Origin of the sequence: Hydrotalea sp. (assembly GCF_049968455.1) — a bacterium.
GTDB lineage: Bacteria > Bacteroidota > Bacteroidia > Chitinophagales > Chitinophagaceae > Hydrotalea.
In genome coordinates this window covers 1-24,689 of the sequence record NZ_JBMFQT010000011.1, presented here as the reverse complement: position 1 = coordinate 24,689, position 24,689 = coordinate 1, and the positions used below count along the sequence as shown (strand labels likewise).

Annotated in this window: 25 protein-coding genes, 2 tRNA genes and 1 pseudogene; 3 read left to right on the top strand and 25 right to left on the bottom strand. The window is 36.5% G+C overall.

Annotated elements, in window-relative coordinates:
* Positions 1-252 precede the first annotated feature (252 nt).
* The 19 genes from ACP5P5_RS09135 to ACP5P5_RS09045 all read right to left on the bottom strand — a co-directional run bounded on the left by ACP5P5_RS09135 (position 253) and on the right by ACP5P5_RS09045 (position 17,036).
* Positions 253-1,206: a methylenetetrahydrofolate reductase gene (locus ACP5P5_RS09135; RefSeq protein WP_428285798.1), complete on the bottom strand. Its 954-nt coding sequence runs from the start codon at positions 1,204-1,206 to the stop codon at positions 253-255.
* 172 nt (positions 1,207-1,378) lie between these two features.
* A complete protein-coding gene (locus tag ACP5P5_RS09130) occupies positions 1,379-2,818 on the bottom strand; it encodes an amidohydrolase (protein ID WP_428285797.1) in 1,440 nt (479 codons plus the stop codon).
* A gap of 51 nt (positions 2,819-2,869) precedes the next feature.
* Entirely contained in the window at positions 2,870-3,688 is an 819-nt protein-coding gene (locus ACP5P5_RS09125; RefSeq protein ID WP_111297122.1) for an SDR family oxidoreductase, read from the bottom strand.
* A gap of 82 nt (positions 3,689-3,770) precedes the next feature.
* Complete coding sequence (gmk, locus tag ACP5P5_RS09120; protein ID WP_111297123.1) at positions 3,771-4,346, bottom strand: guanylate kinase; 576 nt, start codon at positions 4,344-4,346, stop codon at positions 3,771-3,773.
* A gap of 105 nt (positions 4,347-4,451) precedes the next feature.
* Positions 4,452-5,054 carry a hypothetical protein gene (locus ACP5P5_RS09115; protein ID WP_428285796.1) on the bottom strand — a complete coding sequence of 201 codons (603 nt, stop codon included), beginning with the start codon at positions 5,052-5,054 and terminating at the stop codon, positions 4,452-4,454.
* An 18-nt stretch (positions 5,055-5,072) separates the two neighbouring features.
* Entirely contained in the window at positions 5,073-5,687 is a 615-nt protein-coding gene (locus ACP5P5_RS09110) for a DinB family protein (protein ID WP_428285795.1), read from the bottom strand.
* Positions 5,688-5,756: 69 nt separating this feature from the next.
* On the bottom strand, positions 5,757-6,359 hold the full coding sequence (locus tag ACP5P5_RS09105; RefSeq protein WP_428285794.1) for a Crp/Fnr family transcriptional regulator: 603 nt from the start codon (positions 6,357-6,359) through the stop codon (positions 5,757-5,759).
* A 241-nt stretch (positions 6,360-6,600) separates the two neighbouring features.
* Entirely contained in the window at positions 6,601-7,503 is a 903-nt protein-coding gene (gene moaCB / locus ACP5P5_RS09100; RefSeq protein WP_428285793.1) for a bifunctional molybdenum cofactor biosynthesis protein MoaC/MoaB, read from the bottom strand.
* A 1-nt stretch (position 7,504) separates the two neighbouring features.
* The gene (locus ACP5P5_RS09095) at positions 7,505-7,948 is read right to left on the bottom strand and encodes a molybdenum cofactor biosynthesis protein MoaE (protein ID WP_428285792.1); all 444 of its coding nucleotides are present in this window, start codon (positions 7,946-7,948) and stop codon (positions 7,505-7,507) included.
* 4 nt (positions 7,949-7,952) lie between these two features.
* Positions 7,953-9,053: a ThiF family adenylyltransferase gene (locus ACP5P5_RS09090; RefSeq protein WP_428285791.1), complete on the bottom strand. Its 1,101-nt coding sequence runs from the start codon at positions 9,051-9,053 to the stop codon at positions 7,953-7,955.
* Positions 9,054-9,057: 4 nt separating this feature from the next.
* Positions 9,058-9,282 (bottom strand): MoaD/ThiS family protein, encoded by a 225-nt coding sequence (locus ACP5P5_RS09085; protein WP_428285790.1) that lies wholly within the window; start codon positions 9,280-9,282, stop codon positions 9,058-9,060.
* Positions 9,283-9,291: 9 nt separating this feature from the next.
* A complete protein-coding gene (locus ACP5P5_RS09080) occupies positions 9,292-10,017 on the bottom strand; it encodes a sulfite exporter TauE/SafE family protein (protein ID WP_428285789.1) in 726 nt (241 codons plus the stop codon).
* Between the two features lie 9 nt (positions 10,018-10,026).
* The gene (locus ACP5P5_RS09075; RefSeq protein WP_428285788.1) at positions 10,027-11,202 is read right to left on the bottom strand and encodes a molybdopterin molybdotransferase MoeA; all 1,176 of its coding nucleotides are present in this window, start codon (positions 11,200-11,202) and stop codon (positions 10,027-10,029) included.
* Positions 11,203-11,219: 17 nt separating this feature from the next.
* Positions 11,220-12,200, bottom strand: a complete 981-nt coding sequence (gene moaA, locus ACP5P5_RS09070) for a GTP 3',8-cyclase MoaA (RefSeq protein WP_428285787.1) — start codon at positions 12,198-12,200, stop codon at positions 11,220-11,222.
* Between the two features lie 3 nt (positions 12,201-12,203).
* Entirely contained in the window at positions 12,204-12,797 is a 594-nt protein-coding gene (locus ACP5P5_RS09065; RefSeq protein WP_428285786.1) for a nucleotidyltransferase family protein, read from the bottom strand.
* Positions 12,794-13,897 carry an XdhC family protein gene (locus ACP5P5_RS09060; protein ID WP_428285785.1) on the bottom strand — a complete coding sequence of 368 codons (1,104 nt, stop codon included), beginning with the start codon at positions 13,895-13,897 and terminating at the stop codon, positions 12,794-12,796. Before ACP5P5_RS09060 ends, ACP5P5_RS09065 begins: the two co-directional genes overlap by 4 nt.
* Positions 13,898-13,915: 18 nt before the next feature.
* Positions 13,916-14,323 (bottom strand): c-type cytochrome, encoded by a 408-nt coding sequence (locus tag ACP5P5_RS09055; RefSeq protein WP_428285784.1) that lies wholly within the window; start codon positions 14,321-14,323, stop codon positions 13,916-13,918.
* A 24-nt stretch (positions 14,324-14,347) separates the two neighbouring features.
* Positions 14,348-16,555, bottom strand: coding sequence for a molybdopterin cofactor-binding domain-containing protein (locus tag ACP5P5_RS09050; protein ID WP_428285783.1), 2,208 nt, complete (start codon positions 16,553-16,555; stop codon positions 14,348-14,350).
* Between the two features lie 19 nt (positions 16,556-16,574).
* A complete protein-coding gene (locus tag ACP5P5_RS09045; RefSeq protein WP_428285782.1) occupies positions 16,575-17,036 on the bottom strand; it encodes a (2Fe-2S)-binding protein in 462 nt (153 codons plus the stop codon).
* A gap of 577 nt (positions 17,037-17,613) precedes the next feature.
* Between ACP5P5_RS09045 and ACP5P5_RS09040 the strand changes: the two genes are divergently transcribed.
* A complete protein-coding gene (locus ACP5P5_RS09040) occupies positions 17,614-17,748 on the top strand; it encodes a hypothetical protein (RefSeq protein ID WP_428285781.1) in 135 nt (44 codons plus the stop codon).
* 380 nt (positions 17,749-18,128) lie between these two features.
* On the opposite strand, the gene ACP5P5_RS09035 is transcribed toward ACP5P5_RS09040, so the two are convergent.
* The 4 genes from ACP5P5_RS09035 to ACP5P5_RS09020 all read right to left on the bottom strand — a co-directional run bounded on the left by ACP5P5_RS09035 (position 18,129) and on the right by ACP5P5_RS09020 (position 20,746).
* Positions 18,129-18,202, bottom strand: a tRNA-Asn gene (locus tag ACP5P5_RS09035).
* A 104-nt stretch (positions 18,203-18,306) separates the two neighbouring features.
* Positions 18,307-18,645, bottom strand: coding sequence for a Rieske (2Fe-2S) protein (locus ACP5P5_RS09030; RefSeq protein WP_428285780.1), 339 nt, complete (start codon positions 18,643-18,645; stop codon positions 18,307-18,309).
* A gap of 2 nt (positions 18,646-18,647) precedes the next feature.
* Entirely contained in the window at positions 18,648-19,832 is a 1,185-nt protein-coding gene (gene hflX, locus ACP5P5_RS09025) for a GTPase HflX (RefSeq protein WP_428285779.1), read from the bottom strand.
* A 104-nt stretch (positions 19,833-19,936) separates the two neighbouring features.
* The gene (locus ACP5P5_RS09020; protein ID WP_428285778.1) at positions 19,937-20,746 is read right to left on the bottom strand and encodes an outer membrane beta-barrel protein; all 810 of its coding nucleotides are present in this window, start codon (positions 20,744-20,746) and stop codon (positions 19,937-19,939) included.
* Positions 20,747-21,003: 257 nt separating this feature from the next.
* On the opposite strand from ACP5P5_RS09020, the gene ACP5P5_RS09015 reads away from it, so the two are divergent.
* Both ACP5P5_RS09015 and ACP5P5_RS09010 read left to right on the top strand, forming a co-directional pair.
* Positions 21,004-21,077 (top strand) — tRNA-Ile (locus ACP5P5_RS09015).
* 256 nt (positions 21,078-21,333) lie between these two features.
* Positions 21,334-22,008 carry a hypothetical protein gene (locus tag ACP5P5_RS09010; protein WP_428285777.1) on the top strand — a complete coding sequence of 225 codons (675 nt, stop codon included), beginning with the start codon at positions 21,334-21,336 and terminating at the stop codon, positions 22,006-22,008.
* A gap of 52 nt (positions 22,009-22,060) precedes the next feature.
* On the opposite strand, the pseudogene ACP5P5_RS09005 reads toward ACP5P5_RS09010, so the two are convergent.
* Positions 22,061-23,122 (bottom strand): annotated as a pseudogene (locus tag ACP5P5_RS09005) (chloride channel protein).
* Between the two features lie 512 nt (positions 23,123-23,634).
* Positions 23,635-24,357 (bottom strand): YoaK family protein, encoded by a 723-nt coding sequence (locus tag ACP5P5_RS09000; RefSeq protein WP_428285776.1) that lies wholly within the window; start codon positions 24,355-24,357, stop codon positions 23,635-23,637.
* Positions 24,358-24,689 lie beyond the last annotated feature (332 nt).

The following is a 24,689-nucleotide window of genomic DNA, read 5'->3' as shown; positions in this document are numbered from 1 at the left end:
AATTATCAAATGTTAAAAAATAGGCCTGCTTTTAACAAAATACCCTTTACCCAACATTTAGGTGAAAACACCAATTTTTACACTTAATTTCTAACAAAGTTTTGGGGGTGCATTTTTCAATAATAAAACTATAAAATCTGTTACATAGTAGCACTGGTAACGATTCCAACATCCACACAATAATCGGTAAGATTCAGAATTTGTAGCTGTAAACCCATGGAGCCTTATAACCTACTTTATAAAACAAGAAGCTTAAAACACTTCCTTCACCACATTACGTATTACTTTAGGTTTTCCTAAAGTATAATAATGTAACACAGGAACACCGTGAGCTTTTAACTCTTTAGATTGTTGAATTAACCATTCTGTTCCTATAGTTTCAACCTCAGCATCTGTTTTACATTTTAAAATAGCATTCGATAAATCGGTTGGAATATCTACATGAAAAATACGAGGTAATACTGTTAATTGTTTTTTAGAAGTTATTGGCTTTAAGCCTGGAATAATAGGAACCTGAATACCCATATCGCGACAAGCTTTTTCAAAAGCAAAAAACTTTTGATTATCAAAAAACATTTGTGTCATAATATAATCGGCACCGGCATCTACTTTTTCTTTTAAAAACTGTAAATCAATTTCTAAATTAGGCGCTTCAAAATGTTTTTCAGGGTAGCCTGCTGTTCCAATACAAAAATTGGTTTTGCTGCCATCGCGAATATCTTCATCAATATAAATTCCGTGATTCAAGTTTACTACTTGTTTTTGCAAATCAATAGCATGTGCGTGTCCATCAGGTTCAGGTTCAAAGCCGGCTTCATTTTTTGCAGCATCGCCTCTTAAAACCAAAACATTATCAATGCCTAAAAAATTCAAATCAATAAGTGCATCTTCACTTTCACGTTTGGTAAATCCACCACAAATTAAATGTGGAACGGTATCAATTTGATAATGGTTCATTAAAGCAGCACAAATACCAACCGTACCGGGTCTTTTACGCACTTCAACCTTTTCAAACGAACCATCTGCCTTTTTCTTAAACATACTTTCGCTGCGGTGGTAGGTTACATTTATCCAAGAAGGTTTAAACTCCATCAAGGGATCTAAATGGTCGTAAATAGAAGTTATGGTTTTTCCTTTAAGCGGGGGTAAAACTTCAAAAGATAATAAAGTGCTTTTAGCTTGTTGAATGTGTTCGGTTACTTTCATTGGTTTGTATAAATGGTTGCGATGCTTTTAATTGCCAAAATTAGGGCACTACTGTTAACAATTTTAAGAAAAACAACAAGTAATAAAATTTTTTGTAAACAAATGGGCAAATACATGACAAAACCGCTCTCATGTAAAAGAGCGGTTTTTATTAAATGTATCCTATTGTTGTTTAATCACGATAATTTAATGCGGGCTTTCTATCGCCCAACAATGCTTTGTATTGATAATTGCCCTTGGCTTGTACAAATTCTTTTTTAGCAGCTTCTACCACTGATGGGTTTTGGTATAAATCAATAGCCGTTAATGCTAAGGTTTTAGCGGCCACCATCATGCCTTTAGCGCCTATATCAGTACCTCCACAAGCTGTTGCCTGCCAACTATGGGCCGGCGTTCCGGGAATCCAGGTTGCAGCCCTTAAACCAACTGTGGGCACTGCATAACTAACGTCACCTACATCCGTAGAACCTCCTCCGGCATCTTGTTCTTCTTTTAATGGTTTAATAGTAGCTGCAGATTCAATTGGCGGTGCTGTGAAATTGAAAGTGGATTGCAATTTTTTTCCAAATGCAATTTCATCGGCAGTATAGCTAACTCCACCTACTTGTTCCAGATTGGTTTGCATAACCTGTGCTAAGGTTTTATTCAACAATAAATCGTGGGTGCCACCAATAATTTCATAATCCATTGTGGTGCCGGTACCCAATGCAGCACCTTCACCGGCTTTTACCAAACGCTCGAAGATTGATTTTACTTGTTCTTTATTGGGGTTACGTACATAATAATATACCTCTGCAAAATCGGGCACAACGTTGGGTGCCTTACCCCCATTCGTAATAATATAATGAATACGGGTTTCTTGTGGCACGTGTTCACGCATCATATTGGCCATATAATCCATGGCTTCTACTGCATCTAATGCTGAACGGCCTTTATCGGGTGAAGCGGCTGCATGTGCAGCAATACCATGAAAGCGGAATTTGGCAGATATGTTTGCCAACGCACTGGTCATGGTTACCCCATTCTCTGCACCGGGATGCCAATGCAAAACAACATCTACATCGTTAAATAATCCGGCACGTACCATATAAACTTTTCCGCTTCCTCCTTCTTCAGCCGGGCACCCATAAACTTTAATAGTGCCTTTTAATTGACCAGAAGCAATTAGTTTTTGAATTTCAATTCCTGCTGCCACTGATGCAGTACCAAATAAATGGTGTCCACATCCATGTCCTGCTATTTGCCCGTTTATGGGTTGTTTCTCCGGAACCGCCTGTTGTGATAAACCGGGCAATGCATCAAACTCAGCTAAAATACCAATAACGGGCTTTCCATTGCCGTACGTTGCAACAAAAGCAGTAGGAATACCGGCTACACCGGCATCTACATTAAATCCGGCATCTTTTAATTGCTGTTGTAATAATGCAGAACTTTTTACTTCTTTATACCCTACTTCAGCAAAATTCCATATTTGCAATTCCACATTTTTATAGTGGTTGTATTGCCCTTGCAAATCGGTTAAAGCAGTTTGTTTTAATGGGCTATTTTGCGCCATTGTAACCATTGGCCAAATAAAGGTACCGGCCAATAGTATTAATTTCCATTTTCTCATAAGTGTTTAGTTTTGGTAATATAGTAATAGGAAAATTATGTAACCATGAATTTAAACAAATAAATCATTAAACAAAGTAGCACCCGGAACAACGGAATAAACATCAAAATCGGTAATCCCTTCATTCGTTAATACCTGTTCATCAATAAAAGTATTGCCGGTACATTCTGTTGATTTTTTTTGTAAAATATATGAAGCTGCATCCGCTAAAATTTGTGGTGTTCTACTCTGATTGGCCAAAGCAACACCACCCAACAAATTACGCACTGCAGCCGTATCAATAGTAGTTCTGGGCCATAAGGCATTTGAGGCAATACCATCACCTTTTAATTCGTGTGCCCAAGCAATGGCCATCATACTCATATTGTATTTGGTTAAAGTATAAGCTATATGTGGTGCCAACCATTTAGGTTGCAAATTAATAGGGGGCGAAAGCGTTAAAATATGGGGATTCTTTCCTTTTTTTAAATGTGGAATGCACGCCTGCGTTACTAAAAAAGTGCCTCTTACATTTATACTATGCATTAAATCGAATCGTTTGGCCTCGGTTGAAAGTGTATCGGTAAGTTGAATAGCTGATGCATTATTAATTAAAATATCAATTCCACCAAAAGTGGCTACTGCTTTATCAACTGCTGCATGTATTTGTTCCTCAAAACGAATATCGGTTTGAACAGCCAATGCTTTTGCACCTAAAGCTTTTACTTCATCAGCAGCAGAAAAAATAGTACCCCCCAGTTTGGGATTTTCTTCCGTACTTTTTGCTGCAATAACAATATTAGCCCCTTGCTTAGCCAAAGCTAACGCTATAGCCTTGCCGATACCTCTGCTGGCACCGGTGATGAAAACGGTTTTATTTTGAAACAACATACGCTACTTGTTTGGAAACAAGATAAGCTATTTGTTTTTATAAAAATTGCGGTGTTAAAAATTTATTGAAATTACACAATTGTTACCAGCCTAAAAAATTGCAAATGGCTGTTTCTGCCTGATGGCAGGCCTCTTGTAGATTGTTATTAATTATCTCAATATTGAAATGATGCTTAAATGAAATTTCATAACTGGCTTTATTTAATCGGGTAGCCAAACTCTCAGGGGTTTCCGTTCCTCTGCTTTCTAACCGTTTTTTCAACTCCTCTAAACTGGGGGCTTCAATGAATATGGAAAGCGTTTGATTGGGAAATTGCTGTTGCACATGTATAGCACCTTTTACATCTATGTCTAAAACAGGCACTTTACCATTCGCCCAAATACGCTCTAACTCGGCATGCAAAGTGCCATAATATTTTCCTTCATATACCATCTCCCATTCAATAAAAGCATTTTCTTTTATTTTTTGTTGGAATTCATCGGTACTAATAAAGTAATAATCTTTCCCATCTTGCTCATTATTGCGCGGTTTGCGAGTGGTTGCTGAAATAGAAAATGCTAATTTGGGATATTTGGCTAATAAATAATGCGTAATTGATGTTTTACCTGCACCGGATGGGGCTGTAATAATGATAATTTTATTTGCAACTTTTTCCATTTGCAAATAAAAGAAAAAAAACAATGTAGGAATATATTGCTTTCACAAAACACCTCCTGGCAATTCAAGGCTTTGCAGCAACACATTCCTACATTGTATCTTGCATTAAATTCCTGCTTTTATGGCAACATTGGTTTGTGTACAAATAGCACCACGATGTAAAATTATTCGTTCATTATCAGTATCAACGGTTAGCTCAATCCAACCGGTATAAGGCCAGGCATTTGCTACCAATTGAAAGGGTAAATATTTTTTGGTGGCATGCATCCAGTGGCCCTCCCAATAATCCGGCCTATCAAAGCTAATTACCTTTTGAACCATCATAATGCTAGATGCACCATACCAGAAATATCCGGAGAATGTATTGGTAGGAATGAGCGTGTTTGCTTCCATTACTGGCATTTCTCCATTTAAATTTTCCGCCAACAGTGTATATAAATCCGATGTAACCATAAACTCCCATTTGTCTTGTTTTAATATAGGATCTCCCACCATCATTACTCCAAAAAACAAATCCTTCCTACCATCGGTATTTACATCAATAGAAATAGCATTCTGATTGGGTTTAACAACCCTATCATTCAAATTAAAATATACCATATTGGGTGAAGGTTCCGGCGGAGGTATTGGACAAACCGGTTTTTTTGTGCAGGAAAAAAATGCTACTGCACTCAATAACACGACAAATATTTTTTTAAAAGTAAACATAATTTTATTTTTTAAAGTTTATTGATGACTGACAACATGACTACCAGATGGGTAATATTGTTTGTTTTGCTGTGATGTAATGGATAAAGTATTTTTAATTTGAACGAAATGGCGTTCTTGATGTGCAATTAAAAAACGAAACGTATCACCCAGATTTAGAGTTACCCATTTGTTTAAAGAGGTAGGAATACGAATGGTCTGTAAATTGGCATTAGTAGCAACTTGAAGCAATTGTAATAATTGATGTTGATTTTGAATAAAGACATTGATTTCCTTTGCTGCATTGGGTTGTTGTTGTGGAATAGCACTTTTCATTGCCTTCATTTTTTTGCCAATATTATTACCTGATTTAGGTTCCATTAAATGAGTAAAGTAATTACCTAACCAACCTGATGTGAATTTTGGCAATGGCTTAGTATTATGCAGATGTAACTTATTTTCTATAGCAGGAATATAGTACTCGTTATAAATATTTAAGTGCTGAATAACCTGCGCCACACTCCATGATTGCCGGTTTGGTTGCAGAGATAAAACCGTTGTGTTGAAATGTCTTAACTGTTGCACTTCAAAAATCGTGGAACGTACTTTTTCTATTAATGATTCAATGAATAAATGGGTATCAACTTTTTTCATACACTAATTTTTTTATTTTACACATTCTATATCAAGTATGAATACACAATGCAAAAATGTAGAATGGCATTAATCTAAATGTTGGCATTTACCATGATTTGTAATTTTTTGGTGATTATGCAGTTTACTAAAATTGGTAGCATCCATACCCAAATAAGAAGCAATGTATTTATGCGGCACTTTATTTAGCAAGTGGGCATTGCGCTGCATTAAAGCATGAAATTTTTGTTCATTGCTGAAAGTCTGTAACTCAATTTGTCTTTGAATAGTACCTTGTAAAGCCGCTGCGGTTGCACTTAATAAAAAAGATTGAATGAAAGGATATTGCTGAACTAATTGTTGTAATCGATCATAATGCAAGCGTAAAAAATGACTTGCCGTTAGTGTTTCAAAAAAATAAGCTGCGGGCTTTTGTAATAAAAAGCTATCTGCAATTCCAAAAAGTGAACCCGAATAACCAAACAATAAAGTAATGTCTTTCCCTTCATCGGTTACATAAAATATTCTTTGCACACCTTCATTTACGAAATATAAGTATCGCTCTGTTTCCCCGGCCACTGTTAATAAAGTTTTTCGTTTTACACACAAAGGCGTAAATGCATCTGCAAAATGATGCAAAACTTTTTCATCGTTCCACTTCCAATTATTTAAATAAGCAAGAAAAGTTTGCATGCAGGGTTTATTTACACAACAAATTTCTTAAGCATTATTTCGCGTAACAACTGAAAAAGGGTAAATGGTATTTTTAATATGATATAAGGAAAGTTTATTTGTTCAATTTTTTACATATATATTTTTATTTTATTTTTATTAACTAAACTTCATGCTTTTGCATGATAGATCGCACACCAACCTGTATCATTTTCGTACAGTAGTATAAAATAATTGATAGATGAAAAAGATAGAAGATTTGCTAATGTGGTTCGTTGTTTCGAATACTCAATGCATGCAATACTGCAGGAAATAAAGCATCCATATATTCCGTAGCTCCACCTGTTGAGCCCGGAAAGGTTAATACCAATGTGTTTTGAATAAATCCTGCTACACTCCGCGATAACATAGCATATGGCATCCGCTCCTGACCATAACTGCGGGCTTGCTCCATAATGCCGGGTAATTCTACTTCTAATAAAGGTTTTATCACATCGGGTGTAACATCACGCTTAGACACTCCGGTTCCCCCAACAAAAATCAACAGCTGAATATTATTGTTCACAAATTCACGAATAGCAGTTTGTATTGCTGTTACTTCATCGGGAATAATAGTATAATGCAAGGTATTAATTTGCCATTGCTTCAATTTATCAACCACAGCCAAGCCGGCTTTATCAGTAGCTTTTTGTTGTGAAATAGAATCGGAACAAACCACTACTGCCGCATTGATGGCTTCGGTATTTTTTCTATCGCTTTTACCGCCAGATTTTGATAATAATTTTATTTGTTGTATTTCAATATGTGGGTCAATTGGTTTTAACATATCATACAAGGTAAGTGCAGCAACAGCTGCCCCATGCATGGCTTCCACTTCAACGCCAGTTTTATAAATGGTATGTACCTCTACTTCAACAGTAATGCATAAATCATGCACGGAAAATCGAACATCAGTAAACTCAACCGGTAAAGGATGACAATCGGGTATAACAGTATCTGTTTTTTTTACGGCAAACAGTGCTGCCACTTTAGCAAATGAAAAAACATCGCCTTTAGGAACTCGCTTTTCATTGATTGCCCGAATGGTTTCTTGCAAAGAAACAATTATGCTTGCAACGGCAACAGCTTTGCGTAAAGTGTTTGATTTATGGGTGATGTTGACCATATTAATGATTTTCTTTCCAAATGGTTTGCTGATTATCTAATAATTCTTTGCCCCAAACCGGCAGCTGAAATTTAATGGCTTCTACCAATTCTTCACAAGCATCTATAGCGGCTTTCCGATGCTGTGATGATACAAATACAAATAAACTTAACTCGCCGGCAGGTACTACTCCTAAACTATGATATACATGCATACAGGTGAGTGCATATTTTTCAAATATAGCTTCGCGAATGGTATGCATTTGTTCCAATGCCATATCAACATATGCCGTATATTCAATTGCCGTTACTATGCCTTCGGGTTTTTCATCAGCCCGTACTTGTCCTAAAAATATGCTATGTGCTCCAATATTTTTTTTACTGGCATGTTGTGCAATACTCTCTGCTATTTTTTGTGGGGAAATAGGCCCTTCTACAAAAATGTTTTTTATTTTTTTTTCACTCATACATTTAACTGTTGAAATATGCATTTAACCCGCCTTGCAAATGAAATATTTTTTGCAAAGTTTTGCTTTGAAAAATAGTAGCAGCATTTCTGCTACGAACACCTTGTTGACAAATTATACAAATGTTTTTATTCGTTACGGGAATATGCAAATTATTTTCCGCTTGTATTATTTGTGAATAAGGTATTTGATGATCTACAAAATTTACATGCGGCAATTCGCCCATCTCTCTAACATCTACAACAAACAATAATTGCTGTTGCAGCATTTGCTTAAACTGATCAACACTTAACGACTCTTCCGTTGACGCTGCATTACAGATATGCTGATAATCTGTTTGCTGAAACTCATTTACATTTATGTTTACAGCATTAGCATTTTTAGTCAATTCAATTTCGTAAAATTGAGTTTCTAAGCTTCTATAAGTTAATAACCGTCCGTCCAACAACTTTCCCATACCCGTAATAAATTTAATCACTTCAGTTGCCTGTAATGTGCCGATTATTCCCGGCAAAACGCCTAATACACCTGCTTGTTCGCAGGATTGAATATTTGCCGTAGCGGCCGGGTCGGGAAATACATCTCGATATTGTATATTTTTTCCGCCATTCAAATTATTATTAAAAATAGATACTTGACCTTCATATTGTGAAACAGCTCCATACACCAATGGCTTTTGCAATATTACACAAGCATCGTTTAATAAATATTTTGTTGGAAAATTGTCGGTTGCATCAATAACTATATCGTATTCGCTGAGTATTTGCAATGCGTTTTTCGGATGAATATGGAAAGGGTAATCCGTTATGTTTACCAACGGATTGAGTTGCTGCATTTTTTGTTTCGCCACCATTACTTTTAATGCGCCAACTTCATTAGAAAAAAAAAGTGGCTGACGATGTAAGTTGTGTAATTGAACCACATCCCCATCAACAATACCCATATTGCCAACACCTGCTGCTGTTAAATATTGTAATGCAGGACATCCTAAAGCACCCATACCAACAATACACACCTTGGCTTGCCGCAGTTTTTGCTGGGCTGCTTCACCAAAACCCGGTAATATGATTTGACGGCTATACCGTTCATTTATGCTTTCTAACATGGCACTATCCTCCTGAAAATGGCGGCATTAAGGCTACCGTATCTGTTGGTTGCAATGGAGTGTTTTCTCGTATCATTTTTCCATTTACAGCTATAAAATAGGTGGTTGTTTTTATTGCCGGATATTTTGCTTCCAGCAAGCCAATCAATTGTTCTGTATTATCACAGATTATATCGTTAGGCAAAGGCGCAACAATATCTGTAAGACTTCCAAAAACCAATACTTGCATACGTACAAATTAAACCAATAATAATTTAATGGATGCCATGATTAGTACAATGGCCAACATGTATTTCATGCCTTTTTCGTTTAATTTTTTTGAACCAATGTATGCACCCAACCATCCGCCTGCTAAAACAATGACTATAATGCTAATAATTTGGGTACTGAGCGGGAACCCGGTTTTTAGTTGTCCTACCATTCCCGAAATTGAATTTAAGAAAATAAAGATAGCACAAATAGCGGCTGTTTGCTTTTGTGTAGCCCAACTCATCAGTAATAAAACCGGTGCCAATAATATGCCTCCGCCCATACCTATCATACCCGACACTAAACCAATTAATGCACCAATGATAAACAATACATACCACTTCGGATTTTTTACCACGGGCTTTTCAGCATTTTGATACAACAAGCGTAAAATAGAAATAAGCAATACCACACCCAATAATTTCTTATATATCAATTCAGATACAGGCAAAATGCTGCCTAAAAAAGCAAAGGGTATGGAAGCTGCAATTAGCGGCCACAATAATTTTGATTTAAAATGTCCGGCTCTGTAAAATGATACAAATGCAATGAATGAAACCAAAGTATTCAATAGCAAAGAAGTTGGTTTCATTACTGCCGGTGTAAAATTTAAAAGCGCCATTACAGCTAAGTAACCACTGGCGCCTCCATGTCCAATACTGGAATAGAAAAAAGCCACCAAAAAGAATAACAAATAAATCCAAATTTCATGCATACAGTTATATTATAAAAACAAATAAACTCTTTTTTCTGCCCCTGATTCAATTTGTGTATCTGATTCTTCTAATTCTATCCAACAATTGGCATTGGTTAAGGCACTTAATTGATAGGAAGCCTGAGCAGGAAGAATTTTAACCGTGTTTCCCTCCAAATATCCTTTTAAAAATTGGGTTAATGGAATGTTTTTTTGAAATGCTGTACTTACTTTAGCTGTTGTTGCGTGAATAGTATGTGTACCACATATTTGATCAATAGCAGGAATAACATATTGGTATAAGCAGGAAATTACCGCGGCCGGATTTCCAGGCAGACCAAATACCAGCTTATTTTTTTGTGTGCCGAAAAACAAAGGTTTTCCCGGGCGTTGTTTTACTTTATGAAAATGTTGTTGCACTCCGGCATTGATACAAGCTTGTGGAACATAATCATAATCACCGGCACTAACGCCACCGGTAATTATTACCATATCGTGATGCAGTAGTAACTCTTTTATAGAATTTTCCGTTTCCTGCAAATTATCGGAAACATAACGCACTTGTATTTGTGTTATGCCAACCTTTTTTAAATGTGCTTGAATGGTAAAAGCATTTGAATCGTACACTTTACCAAATGACAATGCATTACCCGGCTGTACTAATTCATTACCGGTAATTAAAATACCAACGGAAGGCTTTTGTAAAACTTTTACGGTTGTAATACCCGCACTCGCCATTAAAGCAATATGCGAGGGTTGTATAACTGTACCTTTTTGCAACAATAAAGTATTTTTTTGTAAATCGCTGCCAACATTACGAATATGATCACCCAATTGAATGTTATTGTTGAGCTGAATTTGAATGGTTGAGTTGTTGACGGTTATCCATTCTTTTTGAACAACACAATCGGCACCATCAGGCACAGGGCCTCCGGTAAATACCTGAATGGCTTTTCCCTTTTGCAACAATAAGGGTTGCGCTGTACCTGCCGGCATAGCAGCCTGAATGGCTAACTGATTGGCTTTTTCATCCCAATAAATTGCATACCCATCCATTGATGATTGACGAAATGCCGGAAATTGTATAGGACTAAATATGTCTTCTGCTAATGCATAATTCAGGGCATTGAGTAATTCAATCTGCACAATGGGTAATTTAATGCATTGCTCAGTAATTATTTGTTTTGCGGTATTTACTGCAATCATAATTTTCATTATTCACCTTATCCGCCAATAGCAATCATGCTTCTATTGTGCAAGCTATTGGCATCAATTAAATTAAATTGATTAGAAAATTGACCTCCCAAAGCTTTATGTTTGGCCAATATATTTCGTTGAATTAATGGCAATACATCTTGATGATTTCTTAAAGGTGTTAGCAAATCTGTTTCATCGGCACCAAATAAGCAGTTTTTCATTTTACCATCTGCCGTTAATCGAATACGGTTACAACCTTCACAAAAAGGGGCACTCATGGTAGTTATCATAGCAAATGTTCCTACAAAATTATGCACCTTAAATTGCTTACTGGTGTCGTGTATATCACCCTGAATAGGCACAATATCATACACTGAAGCAATTGTATCCAACATTTGTTGATAGGTTACCAACTTATCACTTTTCCACTGATTTCCTTCAAAAGGCATAAATTCAATAAAACGTACGTCAATGGGGGTATGTTGTGTCCATTGCACAAAATCTAACAACTCATCATCATTCACACCCTTTACCACCACTGCATTCACCTTTACTTTAAAATTGTGTTGAAGTAACAGGTCAATATTGTTTTTTACTCGTTCAAATTCATCGCGCCTGGTTAGTTGTTTGAATTTATTTTTTTGTAAGGTGTCTAAACTAACATTGATAGATGTTATGCCTGCTGCTTTGAATGCATCAACAAATTGGTGTACCCTTATGCCATTAGTTGTTAAGGTTAATGATACCGGTAAGCTTGATAGCAAATGAATAATTTCAGCAACATCTTTTCTTATCAAAGGCTCCCCACCTGTTAAGCGAATTTTAGTAACACCCTGTTCAACAAATATCTTGGCCAATTCCAAAATTTCAGTAGACTGCATTAAATGCGCTGCAGGCATAAAACTATATTGTTCTGCCGGCATACAATAAAAACAGCGCAGGTTGCAATTATCCGTAAGAGATATGCGTAAATAAGTATGTATCCGCTGATGTGAATCAATTAACATGGTTTAATTGTTGTGGAGACAAAATTGTTCATAATCCTCCGGTGTATCAATATCATATTTTCCCGCTTCAAAAGAAATGGTAGCTACATCTTCAGGAAATGCTTTTAAAATATTTCCGGCACCTTTATCACCCTTCAATTGAAGTAATTGGGAAAAATATTGGCGCGAAAACAAAACTGGTGTTCCTGTTATTCCTTCATAAGTGGCCGCTATGATTCCCTTTTGTGTTTGTTGTTGTTGCTGTAATAGTTTATTTAAAATATCAGCATTTAAATAAGGTTGATCACTCACTAAAATCATTATTTGTGTTAAAGCATTATTCTGTTCAAGCCACCACTGTAATCCCAATTTTATAGAAGAAGCCATTCCTTCCTTCCATTGTTCATTATATACCAAGTATATTGGATAATTATTGAATGCTTGTTTTATCATGGCATCATAATAACCGGTAACAATTAATATGCCTTCAGATGGTATTTGTTGTGCCTGTTGAACAATGTGTTGCAATAGATTTTTTTCGCCATAAGGCAATAACATTTTAGGTTTACCCATTCTTGTTGCAGCGCCTGCAGCTAATATAATAATGCCTGTTTTCATAAATGATTTGCATGAATGGCTGCTGATTTATCACGTAAGTGATACGGATTTTTTTTATTTAATACGCTCATAATTTCTGCTACTATTGAAACAGCAATTTCTTCAGCAGTTTCTGCTCCAAGGTTTAAGCCGGTAGGACCATAAATATTCATTTTTTGATCATCAGAGAACTCAATTCCCTGTTCAGCTAATTCATTCAGTAATCTTTCTCTTTTAGAAGCCGGACCCAATAAGCCGATGTATGGCAACGGGGGTAATTTTTGCAATTCCGCTAAAACTGCTAAATCATAATTATAATTATGTGTCATTAATACAATGGCGGTATTTGTATCTATCGGCCATTGAGGAACCACTTCTTGCGGTTTGCCCACCAGTATTTGTTCCGCTTGAGGAAAGCGTTGGCTAGTTGCATGTGTTTTTCTGCCATCGGCCAATATTATTTGCCAGCCGGTTATTGCAGCCATTCTGGCTAAAGGAATGGCATCATTTCCCGCCCCAACAATTATTAATTGTATGGAAGGTTGAACTTGTTGTATAAACAATTGCTGTTGGGTTCCCTCCCATTCTTGCATAATGTGGCCATCATTAACCTGCTCTATTTGCAAGGTATCAGTAATGGCTTTTTGTACAGCAATTGGGAGCAAGTTTAATTCAGTAGTTCCCAGGTGTTGTTGTGAATTAGAATTAAATCCACAGATAACGATACCAGTATTACTTCTATCAGCAATGGCATTCCGTAAGGCATTTATCGGATTGTTGGGCACTTCAACTTCTAGTGGTAATGGCTCAAATAAAATGGATACAATTCCGTTACAACCTAATTGAATGCCCAGTTTAGCATCCTCTTCATCGGTAGTATCGTAAACTACAATTTTATTTTTATTTTGATGTATGGCTAATAATGCTTTCTTCAATGCATCACCTTCTAAACAACCGCCACTGATAGCACCGGTAACTTCACCTGTTTCATTCACCAACATTCTGGCACCCGGCCTTCTGTATGAGGAACCTTCAACTTTTACCACTGTTGCCAAAGCCGTATGCTGTTGTAAAGCACAGGCTTTGGTGTAAGCAACAATAATATCTTTTATTTCTTTCATGCCTCATTTTAAAACTTCTTAATTACGCATACCGTTTACTTTATCGGGTGTAGCCATGCCTTTTAATTTATTGCCCCAACTATTTCGTGTATAATTAATAATGTCTGCAATTTGTTCGTTGGTTAAATAATCCTGAGCAGGCATAACGTTATTATACTCTACGCCATTTACGGTAATGATACCTTGTTGCCCTTTTAAAATAACACTTACAAATGCCTCAATAGGCTTTTGCATAAAATCGGTTTTTACTAAAGGTGGAAACATACCTTCCTGTCCTTTTCCATTTTCCATATGGCAGTTTTGACAATACAAAGCATAGGCTTCTTTGCCTCGGGCTATACTTTCTTTTAATGCTTTATCTTGTTGAAATGAAACAGCCAAAAAGCCAAGCGTTAATAAAGCCATGCTGGTAATAATTTTTTTCATATTTAAACTATGCGTGTAATTGGATTAAACAATGTTGTTAATATCAAAAGGAAGTTTTCTTATTCTTTTTCCGGTTGCGGCATAAATAGCATTGCACAATGCAGGAGCAAAAGGTGGTAATCCGGGTTCACCCACTCCTTTAATAACTGGTCCTCCATTGGCAATTATATGTACCTCTACCGGCGGCATTTCATTAATACGAACAATGGGATTATTGTTATAATTACTTTGAACAGTTTGTCCGTTATTAAAAGTGATACCATTTTTTATGGCGGCACCTAATGCCATTACCGCTGCACCTTGCACTTGGGCTTCTACCGTATCAGGATTTACCACTGTTCCTAAGTCAATAACCGCATATGCCTTTTCTATTTTAATGCCATTTCCTTTCTTAGAAACTTCAATAACATAGCCGGCGATTCCCGCAAAAAACTCCCATTGTGCCACCCCTCTGCCCCAACCTTTGGGTAACGGCGTATCCCATTTTGATACCTCACGTAATTTTTGCATTAATGTTTTGGTATCACTGGGTTTACTTAGCATGGCCATTCTAAAATCCATCGGGTCTTTTTTTGCTGCAACCGCCATTTCATCTAAAAAGCATTCATGTGAAAATGCCAAAGTGGTGCTGGTAACTGCTCGCCAAGCTGCCAATGGTACCGGCATATATTGAAATACGAACAGATTTTTCATGTTGGGAATTTCATATTTCTGTTCGCTGATGCCTTCGGTCATGGTTTTGTTGGCCTTCGTTTTATCATAATTTTTATTCCCATCTAATGTGGGAGAAATTACTTTATGTTGAAAGGCAACGGGATTACCATTTGCATCTAACCCTCCCTTAAATGCAGAGAAAGTCATGGGGCGGAAAGGACCCATTTTGGTATCATCTTCTCGTGTCCATATGGATTTAACAGGCTTGCCCACTTTTTTGCTTAACTCCAATGCCTCTTCCACATAATCGGGATATAGCCTTCTTCCAAAACCACCGCCACTGAATAAAACATGTATGGTAATGTTCTCTTCAGGGATATTGTATTTTTTAGTGAATTGATCCATGATACGGCCCGGCACTTGTGTAGATGCCCATATTTCAATTTTATTATTATCGTGCCAACTGCAAACACAGTTCATGGGTTCAATGGCAGAATGTGATACAACAGGTGTTTCATAAAATGCCTCCAATTTTACAGGGGCATCGGCAAAAGCCTTATCGAAATTGCCTTGTTCATGATCAATGGCTCCTTCTTCCTTTGCAGCCTGACGTAAACTTTCGGCAAAGCTGTTGGAGTTGAATGATTCATGCCCATCATAATCCCATGTTACCTTCAATGCTTTTCTTCCCTGCAAAGCAGCCCAGTAGTTTTCTGCCAAAACAGCCACCCCAACCGAATGATGCCCGTTAATGTCGCGCTCACAAGTTTCTACACCAATAACGCCTTTCACTTTTTTAGCGGCGGTATCATCATACTTCACTAGTTTGCCACCAAAAACAGGGCAACGTTCTATAGAAGCATATACCATTCCCGGCACCTTTACATCAATTCCAAAAATGGCTTTGCCGGTTGATTTTAAAGGAACATCGGGTCTTGGATAACGTTTGCCTAATATTTTAAAATCTTTAGGATCTTTCAATGCGGGGTTTTTGGGTACTTCTAATTTTGATGCAGCTTCGGCCACTGCCCCATATCCAACTGTTTTCCCCGAAGGTTTATGAATTATTTTGGCATTATCTGCATAACATTCGGCAACCGGAACACCCCATTGTTGCGCTGCTGCAGCAATTAACATGTCTTTTGCTGCTGCACCAATTTGGCGCATTTGGGTATAGCTGGTTCTAATTGATGCACTACCACCCGCAAACTGTCCATTTCCAAATTTCTTTTGGCCACCGGTTTGTAAAATAGTAACGCCATCTAAAGGCACTTCTAGTTCCTCAGCTATTAAGGAAGGAACCGATTGAAAAACACCTTGTCCAATTTCAGGACGAGGATTCATGATAGTAATAGTACCGGATGGTTCAATAATGACAAATGGGGTAAGATTATAAGCATCCGTATTTCCGGCTATTGTTTCTAGCCTTTCTTTATCTAAATAAGAGCGCGTTATTTTTTCTATAACTGATTCGCCATTGGCTTTTAAAGAAAGGCCCAGCATAAGACCGGTGCCGGTAAATCCCGATAATTTCAAGAATTGGCGGCGATGTAGCGTGGTGGTGGTTGACTCAGACATATGTAAATATTTTTAAGCATTAAGCATTGATGATTTCAGCAGCCCTATGAATAGCCGAGCGAATACGTTGATAAGTACCACAGCGGCATAAATTGCCCATCATGGCGGCATCAATATCTGCATCGGTTGGTTTGGGTTTGTTTTTCAACAAGGCCGTAGCACTCATAATTTGGCCCGATTGACAATAACCACATTGAGGCACTTGCAATTCTATCCAAGCTTTTTCAACAGCTTCACCAATTTTATTGTCGGCCAAACCCTCAATAGTGGTAATATTTTTTCCTACCGCAGCAGCTACAGGAAAACTGCACGACCTAACGGGGCTCCCATTAACGTGAACCGTACAGGCCCCACATTGCGCAATGCCGCATCCAAATTTGGTACCTGTTAAATCCACATAATCGCGAATAGCCCACAACAAGGGCATATCCGGAGCTACATCTAAGTTGTAGGTCTTGTTATTGACATTTAACGTTATCATGACAATCGTTTTAATATGATAAATGAACTGAGATTGTTTGTAGTTGCTTGTAAATGTGCAAATTAAAACAGCTGAAATAGCAAGCCTTAATCGAGGTTTAAATTTACAAAAAACATAAGCCTCAACAAAACAAAACTTCGCTTGTTTAAAAATTGGGAATCTTTTAAAAGTAAAAGAAAAATGGGAATCAACTGTTAAATCTATAACGATTTTATGGTCATTTTGTTACAAATAATTCACATTTAATTGATGATTATTTAACCATTTGCCTACCTAAATATTCCGCTTTGGGTCATTACTTTGTAATAGCAAAGTACCAATATTAAATTCGTATTAAAATAAAATATACGTGTTTTATTTTCGTGATTTAGTACCAAAAAAAAGACATTTTGAAAATAAAAGGTGATAAAAAAATAAAAATAAACAAATAGTATTTTTTTATATTTACTTTGGACATAACATTTATTTTTTCATAAATAATTGATTTATAATAAATTACAACAAATTAAAGCATTTGGGCATCATAAATACAAACAAATAATATTTCTATTTAAAAATAAATTGTTGCATTTTTACAGTGCATAGAGAAGACAAGAGAGAAATTATTGATGACGAGTTTTCATATGGCAAGCAATCGTTAGTGGCTATTCTGTTTCTACAGGATGGCCTTTTTTTTGAAAATACTCTTAGCAGTGTGTGGAGTACTATTTAATCACCCAACAATTCTTGAACTTCCGTTTGTAAAATAGGTATCTATTGAATTACAATTCCCCAAAGTCGTCGGTCAAAACCGATCTAAAAGCATACAAACTTTTAACTTATAGGTTTCACAAAATAAAGAGATATCATTTTTATATGCTAATAAGCCATCCATTGAAAAAATTGTTATCCCAAAAATATTACACTACCATCAGCGACTACATAAATGCTTAGAGCATAGAGAAGCTTTATCCTCGGCTAAATAATCCACTCTCAAAACTAAACTTCAATGAGTGAGCTTCTGATTAATCTCGCCACAGGTGAAACTTCAAACAGCTGAGTTTAAAAAATCTCAATAAAAAAGGTAGCCGTTTTGACTACCTGTTATTTTCGCTCCCGAAACTGGACTTGAACCAGTGACCCTCTGATTAACAGTCAGATGCTCTAACCAACTGAGCTATTCGGGAATACCTTTCGCAATTGCGGAGCGCAAAAATAGGGAAAAATGTTTTTCTGCAAAATATCCCAGAAAAAAATGCCAAAATATTTTAGCTGAATCGCTGATTTCCCTTTACGATATGGCCACCCACCAATCACCTGCTTCAATTTTTACCGCATATGTTTTTAAATAATAACCTTCGCCCGTTACATTACGGCCGTTTTCCATATTGAATTTATAATGATGTAAAGGGCAAGTAATACACCCTTGTGCATCTATATAACCATGCGCCAATATGCCCCCGGCATGCGGACATTTTTTGGCAAAGGCAAATTGACGATCCTTCCATTGCGCCAAAGTAATGGTTTTACCCGCTATTTCGGCTAATTTTAGCCCCTGTTCGCCCGGCTGAAACCATTGTAATAATGGACCGGCATTTACCCATTCTTCGGCTTTTTGCTTCCACCACATGGTTAAAAGTATACAGTTTTATAAGGATAACGTACCTGATACATTTTCCGAACTTTTTCCATTATTTCTTTTCTTAATTGCTCAATATTTCTTCTTTCCACGGCTGCAATAAATACACAATTCCCTTCGGTAAGGTGTTGCCATTTACCATATAAATCGTTTAAAATATCGGTTTTTACTTCTTCTGAAAGCCATTCGTCAAAATATTTAGCTTCATACAAATCCATTTTATTGAAAACGGTGAGTATGGGTTTATCAAAGGCTTTAATATCTTGAAGGGTTTTTTGCACGGTACCCATTTGCTCTTCAAATTTTGGATGCGAAATATCAACCACATGCAATAGTATATCCGCTTCCCGTACTTCATCTAAAGTACTTTTAAAACTTTCTACTAAATGGTGCGGCAGTTTTCTTATAAACCCTACTGTATCACTTAATAAAAAGGGCGTACTTTCAAATACCACTTTGCGGGTAGTGGTATCTAATGTGGCAAATAGTTTATTTTCAGCAAACACTTCGCTTTTACTTAAAAGATTCATGATGGTGCTTTTCCCCACATTGGTATAGCCCACCAATGCTACGCGTATAAATTCGCCCCTTTCCTTCCTTTGAGTAAAGGCCTGTTTATCTATTTCCTGTAAACGCTTACGCAACAAAGCAATTTTATCTTTTACAATCCGGCGGTCGGTTTCTATTTCAGTTTCTCCCGGACCCCGTGTACCAATACCGCCACCTTGGCGTTCCAAGTGTTTCCACATCCCTTTTAATCGAGGTAGTAAATACTGATATTGTGCCAATTCAACCTGCACTTTTGCCTGCGCAGTGCGGGCACGACGCGCAAAAATGTCTAAAATTAAATCGCTTCGGTCAATGGTTCTAATGCCAATGGCATCTTGAATATTTGAAATTTGTGAGCCGCTTAATTCATCATCTACAATGGCCAATGCAACCCCTTTGGTTTGAACATAGGCTTTTATTTCTTCTAATTTTCCTTTTCCAATAAAGGTGCGGCTATCGGGGTGTGGTAATTTTTGTACAAAGCGTTTTAAAGTAATGGCGCCGGCCGTTTCGGCTAAAAATGTTAATTCATCCAAGTATTCTTCTATTTGTTCCGGCGTATCCTCCTTGGTTACTAATCCAATTAATATGGCTTTTTCTTCGGCTACTATTTGTTGTTTATCTATCAAAAGGCAATTATTTTATACAAAGGTATTGCATAAATGCCGGCCAATAAAATGCCCCTTTAGCCAATAGCTAAAAGGGCAAAAGCTTTTGTTATCAGCACCAACACTTACAATCCGCTAATCGTAAGGCCTATGGAAAGTGTATTCATCACCGGTCCGGCATTTTGTTTCAGTACACCAAGTACCGAGTAATCAATATTCAGGGAAACATTTCCGTATCCCGCTCGGGCTGTTGCCGCTAGAAACGTTCCATTAAAGAATTTTTTATTGCTTTCTTTCTGCACATACTGTGTGCCGTATAAGCTGTTGTTATTAATGTCTAATAAATTTTTCCCTTTGAAATAAGCTTTCAATAAAGTACCTACTTTGGCACCTACAGCAAATTTCCAGGAATGTTGCGGATCAACCGGATTGGAAAAATACCGCAGTTCAACCGGTGCCTGTAAATAAATGGTTGTTATTTTTGATTTTTTGAAACGAGTAGTACTATCGAATGGAAGCGTTTGGCCCGGCGCCCAAACTTTTACATATCGGTGGTCAAAGAAAATATTGCTGGATCCAACGCCTAAACCATACGCTATACTAAAACGCTTATCGGATTTAAACGGCTTGTTAAGCATTGCATAAACATTGAAATGACGGCTAAAGCCTTTGGTTCCAATGGTATCGGGGTTGGGTTTACCTACCCAAGTATCGCTACCAAACTGCACTAAAAAGTGATCGGATGGCACTTTGCTGACATCTACCTTGCTCCAGTCGGTTTTAATTTTGGGAATAACAGGTTTGGACTCTTTACGTGTTTTATGTTGTGCAGTTGAATCGGTTTTACCTTTTTTATGGAACAAATTAGAAATTTGTGCCTGAGCCATTGTTAAGGTTCCTACACTAAGCAGTAGTAATAGTATCGTTTTTTTCATTCGGTATAAATACGAGTGGTTTAACATTTTTTTAGAATAGGGCAAAAATAACAGAATTGCAGCCATTGAAAGGGTTAAAAATAAGCAAAAGCTAATATTGGGTATAATTAATTGTTGGTGGAACAATTTTCAACCAAAATAGTCGCTAATTTTTGTAATGAATACTCAAAGCAATATGAATTAATACAGATAAATGAAAACGATTTGGAAAATAGCGCATTTTAGTTATTTTTGCGCCTCTTTGAGCCAAAAGCTCAGGGCCTATAGCTCAGCTGGTTAGAGCACCTGACTCATAATCAGGGGGTCCCTGGTTCAAGCCCAGGTGGGCCCACACATCTTAAAAAGGTTTCAGTTAGAATTACTACTGAAACCTTTTTTGTTATCCCTTCTTTTCATTTTATTTGTACTTATTGATTTTTTTCTTCTTTCAAAAACAATATAACTTTTTAAGGCTATTTTGTATTGATGCCATTTCTTTTTATATTGCTATCATAACAAAATAAACTTCCCTTCGCCTGTTAATTAACCATCAAATTTCTAATTTATGGAAGTGCATCCACCACATCTTTCTAAAGAAAAAAAAACATTTGCAGGATTACTTGTTAGAAGGACTGATGATTTTTATTGCCGTATTTCTAGGCTTTGTTGCAGAAAATGTTCGGGAACATATATCAGACAAATCAAAAGAAAAAGCATACATGAAAAGCTTGTATGTTGATATTTGCAGCGACTCTACTGCAATTGCTGATGTCATTCAACGCGAAAAAATAATCAGTAAGGGACAGGATTCTCTTTTAAACATTTTAAACCATCACCCTCTTTCTGAAGCTAATATTGATACTGCTTATCAACTTTTCTTTAAATATGGTGGCGTGATTCCGGAATTTCTTGCTACTGAAAAAACCTTTAACCAATTAATCAGTACCGGTAATTTTAGGCTTATTCATCATCCAGCATTAGCAGATAGTATATCCAGTTATTACGATAAAATTAAGTCACTAAATACTCAAGTTGCTGTGGTTAATAACAATACCATGGATTGTGTTCTATATGCACAGAACATTTTTAAATTAAAATATGGGTTAAACCTAGAACAACCGCATAAAACCCTGATTACTACCGATGCAGCTATGCTTGAAAAATACAGCAATAAATTATTACAAATGAGCATCTCAACAAAGTTTTACATTTTTTATCAATTAAAAAATGTGGAAAATAGTTGCCTTCATTTAAAACATATGCTTGAGCAACAAGCTACCTAAATCAAATTGTAATTTATATTTTACAATTTCTTTTCCCTTGCATAATCATGCGTTATTCCTCTTGCTCCATTTGTGAAGTAATAAAGGGTATTTTAGGTGCCAGGAAATAACCCGTTAAACTGGCAAAAAATATGGGAATGAATTGTCCAAAGCCGGTTAGTGTTGCCAATAAAATAGTAGTACTCATGGGTGTGCGGGTTACACAGGCATTTACTGCTGCCATACAACTTACCATGGCCAACAATAAATTAGTGACCGGAAAAAGTTGGTGAATAATTAATCCCAATGTGGCTCCTACAAAAAATAAGGGAATAATAAAACCACCCCGCCAACCCGAGGTTACACTAATGGCAATGGCAATAATTTTAAAAATCAATATCGCAATCAATAACTGTAATGTAAACTTTTCAGCAATCAACGCATTAATTTCATGGTGACCAAAATAGCGGGTTAAGGGTAAGTAATAAGCAATAATACCCAGCAATATACCCCCAATAAATGTTTTAAGATATATTGGAATTGGCTTTTTCTCAAAAATGGATTTTAAAAATTTAGCAACCAAAATAAACACCCATCCTATGGCAGCGCCCACAATAGCAAACAAAACAGCATAGCCGAAATCAAAAATACCCGAAAAGGTATAGCCCGAAAAATTCCAAATAGGACCAACGCCTAAATGCATAATTAATGCAAATATGAGGTAGCTAAAACAACTGGCTACAAATGCAGGAATAATGGCTTTATAATACAAAGCCGCATATTCATAATGCAATATTTCCAAAGCAAATAAACTACCCCCCAATGGCGCACCAAACAAGGCGGTAAAGCCCGATGCCATACCGGCAATACTTAGTGACCGTAATTCTTCTCCTTTTAAGCGAAACTATTTTCCAATCCAACTACCTGTTGATCCGGTTACTTGTACCAAGGGCGCCTCCGGTCCTAAACTTCCACCCGAAGCAACACACAATAAAGAAGAAACAATCATAGAAGGGTTGTTCTTAGGATCTAACTTTCCTTTATTAAAACGAATGTTGTTCACTATTAAATTTAACTCACCGGGGTCGCCAAAAAAATGAATCACTAATCCTGCCAGTAACCCGGCGGTGGCCATTATAGGAATAACCTGCCATCCTTTAAAATAACCAAAAAGGTGCATTAAAAAATCCAGACCAATCCAATACAACCCGGCTATTATGCCCCCCACTATACCAATCAATGCCCACAATAAAAAAGTTCTGCTAAACACCAGTGGACTCGGTTGTATGGGCTTATCCAAAATATCTAAGTAGCGTACTATTTTTCTTCTTTGCCTTAATTTCAATGTTAGAATTTATCAATGAGGAATAAATGCTTTGATGGAGCCACAAAAATAAACCTATTTTGTTGCTTACAGAAAATGTAAGCATCCTTTGCAAAAAGAATGATTGCTTATAAATATTTAAATAGGCTTAAATAGATTGTAGGCATTATACTTTCTCTTTTACACAAGTGCCTTCCCGTTGTAAAGTATTAATAGGAATATAATAGAGTATTTTTTCTAAAATTATTTATTTGGTTAATGCACTAAACAAGCATATAGCTTAGTATTAACTTAAATCATGCCTCGTTTATGAAAAAAGTCATTTATCTACGCATGTATTTTCGTTTGGCTTTAATTATGCCATATTTCCAATAATCTAACGTGGCCCCTATTACCAACACTGAACCGGCTAGGAGCAATACCTTTAGTTTCAATAATGAATATAGCAATCCCGCTCCCGTGCCACCTATAAAAAAGAAAATGATAATTCTAAATCTTAAACGAATAGAAGCGCGTAATTTTTTTTTCTGTTCGGGTTGGTGATAAAAAAATAGTTGTGATAGCTCAATGCCCAAATCGGTGAATAAACCGGTGAGGTGGGTGGTTCTAACGGTTGCTTTTGAAATATTGGTGACCAATGAATTTTGTAACCCCATGGTAAACAATAATAAAAAGGCCAAGGTATCGGGTTCAGTAGGAATTAGCTTTCCCAAAAAAGCCACAAAAAAAAGTAAAGCACTTTCTATTAACGCGGGAATAATATATACATATGCCTTATTCCATCTAAAAATAGTCTCCGCCAAAAAACTAGATATAAAAGAACCTAATAAAAAGAACACAATGTACAACAGAAAAATAAGACCATGCCATACGTTCAGCTTAAATACATCATCAATAAAAAAGGCAAAGTGTCCCGTTACATTGGTTGTTAATCGCTGCACCGATAAAAATCCAACTACATTCACAATGCCTGCAACAAACGACAGTAAGGATGCTATCCGTAAATTGTGTTGGTAGTTTCTATTATCCCCAATGTGTCTAAACATACATTGCTATTACAAAAATGTTTCAGTTCAAGATTCGTTGTTAAAAGAACCTAAAGGTTACAAATATCCCCATTTTGAACAAAATATTATTCCTATTATATTCCTATTACTTTTTGTAATAGTACTTCGTGATTGTATTAGCCTCCTAAAAGGCTGGAGATATTTTTAGAAATAGATTGACTTATTAAAAAGTCACTAAATTTAAAAAATATGAGTATAATCAAAAGAAAATGGAGTGAAGCACAGAAGCTTCAAATCATCCAGGAAGTAGAGATGAATGGCTTGCAAGAAACGCTACGTAAGTACAATTTATCTCAATCGCTTTTTCATAA

Coding starts and splice junctions, on each gene's coding strand:
- ACP5P5_RS09085 (WP_428285790.1), bottom strand. CDS start 9,282: ATGCAAGTATTGGTTTTTGGAAGTCTTACAGATATTGTTGCGCCTTTG.
- ACP5P5_RS09080 (WP_428285789.1), bottom strand. CDS start 10,017: ATGCATGAAATTTGGATTTATTTGTTATTCTTTTTGGTGGCTTTTTTC.
- ACP5P5_RS09090 (WP_428285791.1), bottom strand. CDS start 9,053: ATGTTAGAAAGCATAAATGAACGGTATAGCCGTCAAATCATATTACCG.
- ACP5P5_RS09065 (WP_428285786.1), bottom strand. CDS start 12,797: ATGAAAACAGGCATTATTATATTAGCTGCAGGCGCTGCAACAAGAATG.
- ACP5P5_RS09045 (WP_428285782.1), bottom strand. CDS start 17,036: ATGATAACGTTAAATGTCAATAACAAGACCTACAACTTAGATGTAGCT.
- ACP5P5_RS09030 (WP_428285780.1), bottom strand. CDS start 18,645: ATGTGGTGGAAGCAAAAAGCCGAAGAATGGGTAAATGCCGGTCCATTA.
- ACP5P5_RS09115 (WP_428285796.1), bottom strand. CDS start 5,054: ATGTTTACTTTTAAAAAAATATTTGTCGTGTTATTGAGTGCAGTAGCA.
- ACP5P5_RS09130 (WP_428285797.1), bottom strand. CDS start 2,818: ATGAGAAAATGGAAATTAATACTATTGGCCGGTACCTTTATTTGGCCA.
- ACP5P5_RS09095 (WP_428285792.1), bottom strand. CDS start 7,948: ATGAGTGAAAAAAAAATAAAAAACATTTTTGTAGAAGGGCCTATTTCC.
- ACP5P5_RS09135 (WP_428285798.1), bottom strand. CDS start 1,206: ATGAAAGTAACCGAACACATTCAACAAGCTAAAAGCACTTTATTATCT.
- moaCB (WP_428285793.1), bottom strand. CDS start 7,503: ATGGTCAACATCACCCATAAATCAAACACTTTACGCAAAGCTGTTGCC.
- ACP5P5_RS09060 (WP_428285785.1), bottom strand. CDS start 13,897: ATGAAAGAAATAAAAGATATTATTGTTGCTTACACCAAAGCCTGTGCT.
- ACP5P5_RS09000 (WP_428285776.1), bottom strand. CDS start 24,357: ATGTTTAGACACATTGGGGATAATAGAAACTACCAACACAATTTACGG.
- gmk (WP_111297123.1), bottom strand. CDS start 4,346: ATGGAAAAAGTTGCAAATAAAATTATCATTATTACAGCCCCATCCGGT.
- ACP5P5_RS09055 (WP_428285784.1), bottom strand. CDS start 14,323: ATGAAAAAAATTATTACCAGCATGGCTTTATTAACGCTTGGCTTTTTG.
- ACP5P5_RS09105 (WP_428285794.1), bottom strand. CDS start 6,359: ATGCAAACTTTTCTTGCTTATTTAAATAATTGGAAGTGGAACGATGAA.
- ACP5P5_RS09020 (WP_428285778.1), bottom strand. CDS start 20,746: ATGAAAAAAACGATACTATTACTACTGCTTAGTGTAGGAACCTTAACA.
- moaA (WP_428285787.1), bottom strand. CDS start 12,200: ATGTTAATTGATTCACATCAGCGGATACATACTTATTTACGCATATCT.
- ACP5P5_RS09125 (WP_111297122.1), bottom strand. CDS start 3,688: ATGTTGTTTCAAAATAAAACCGTTTTCATCACCGGTGCCAGCAGAGGT.
- ACP5P5_RS09075 (WP_428285788.1), bottom strand. CDS start 11,202: ATGATTGCAGTAAATACCGCAAAACAAATAATTACTGAGCAATGCATT.
- ACP5P5_RS09110 (WP_428285795.1), bottom strand. CDS start 5,687: ATGAAAAAAGTTGATACCCATTTATTCATTGAATCATTAATAGAAAAA.
- ACP5P5_RS09050 (WP_428285783.1), bottom strand. CDS start 16,555: ATGTCTGAGTCAACCACCACCACGCTACATCGCCGCCAATTCTTGAAA.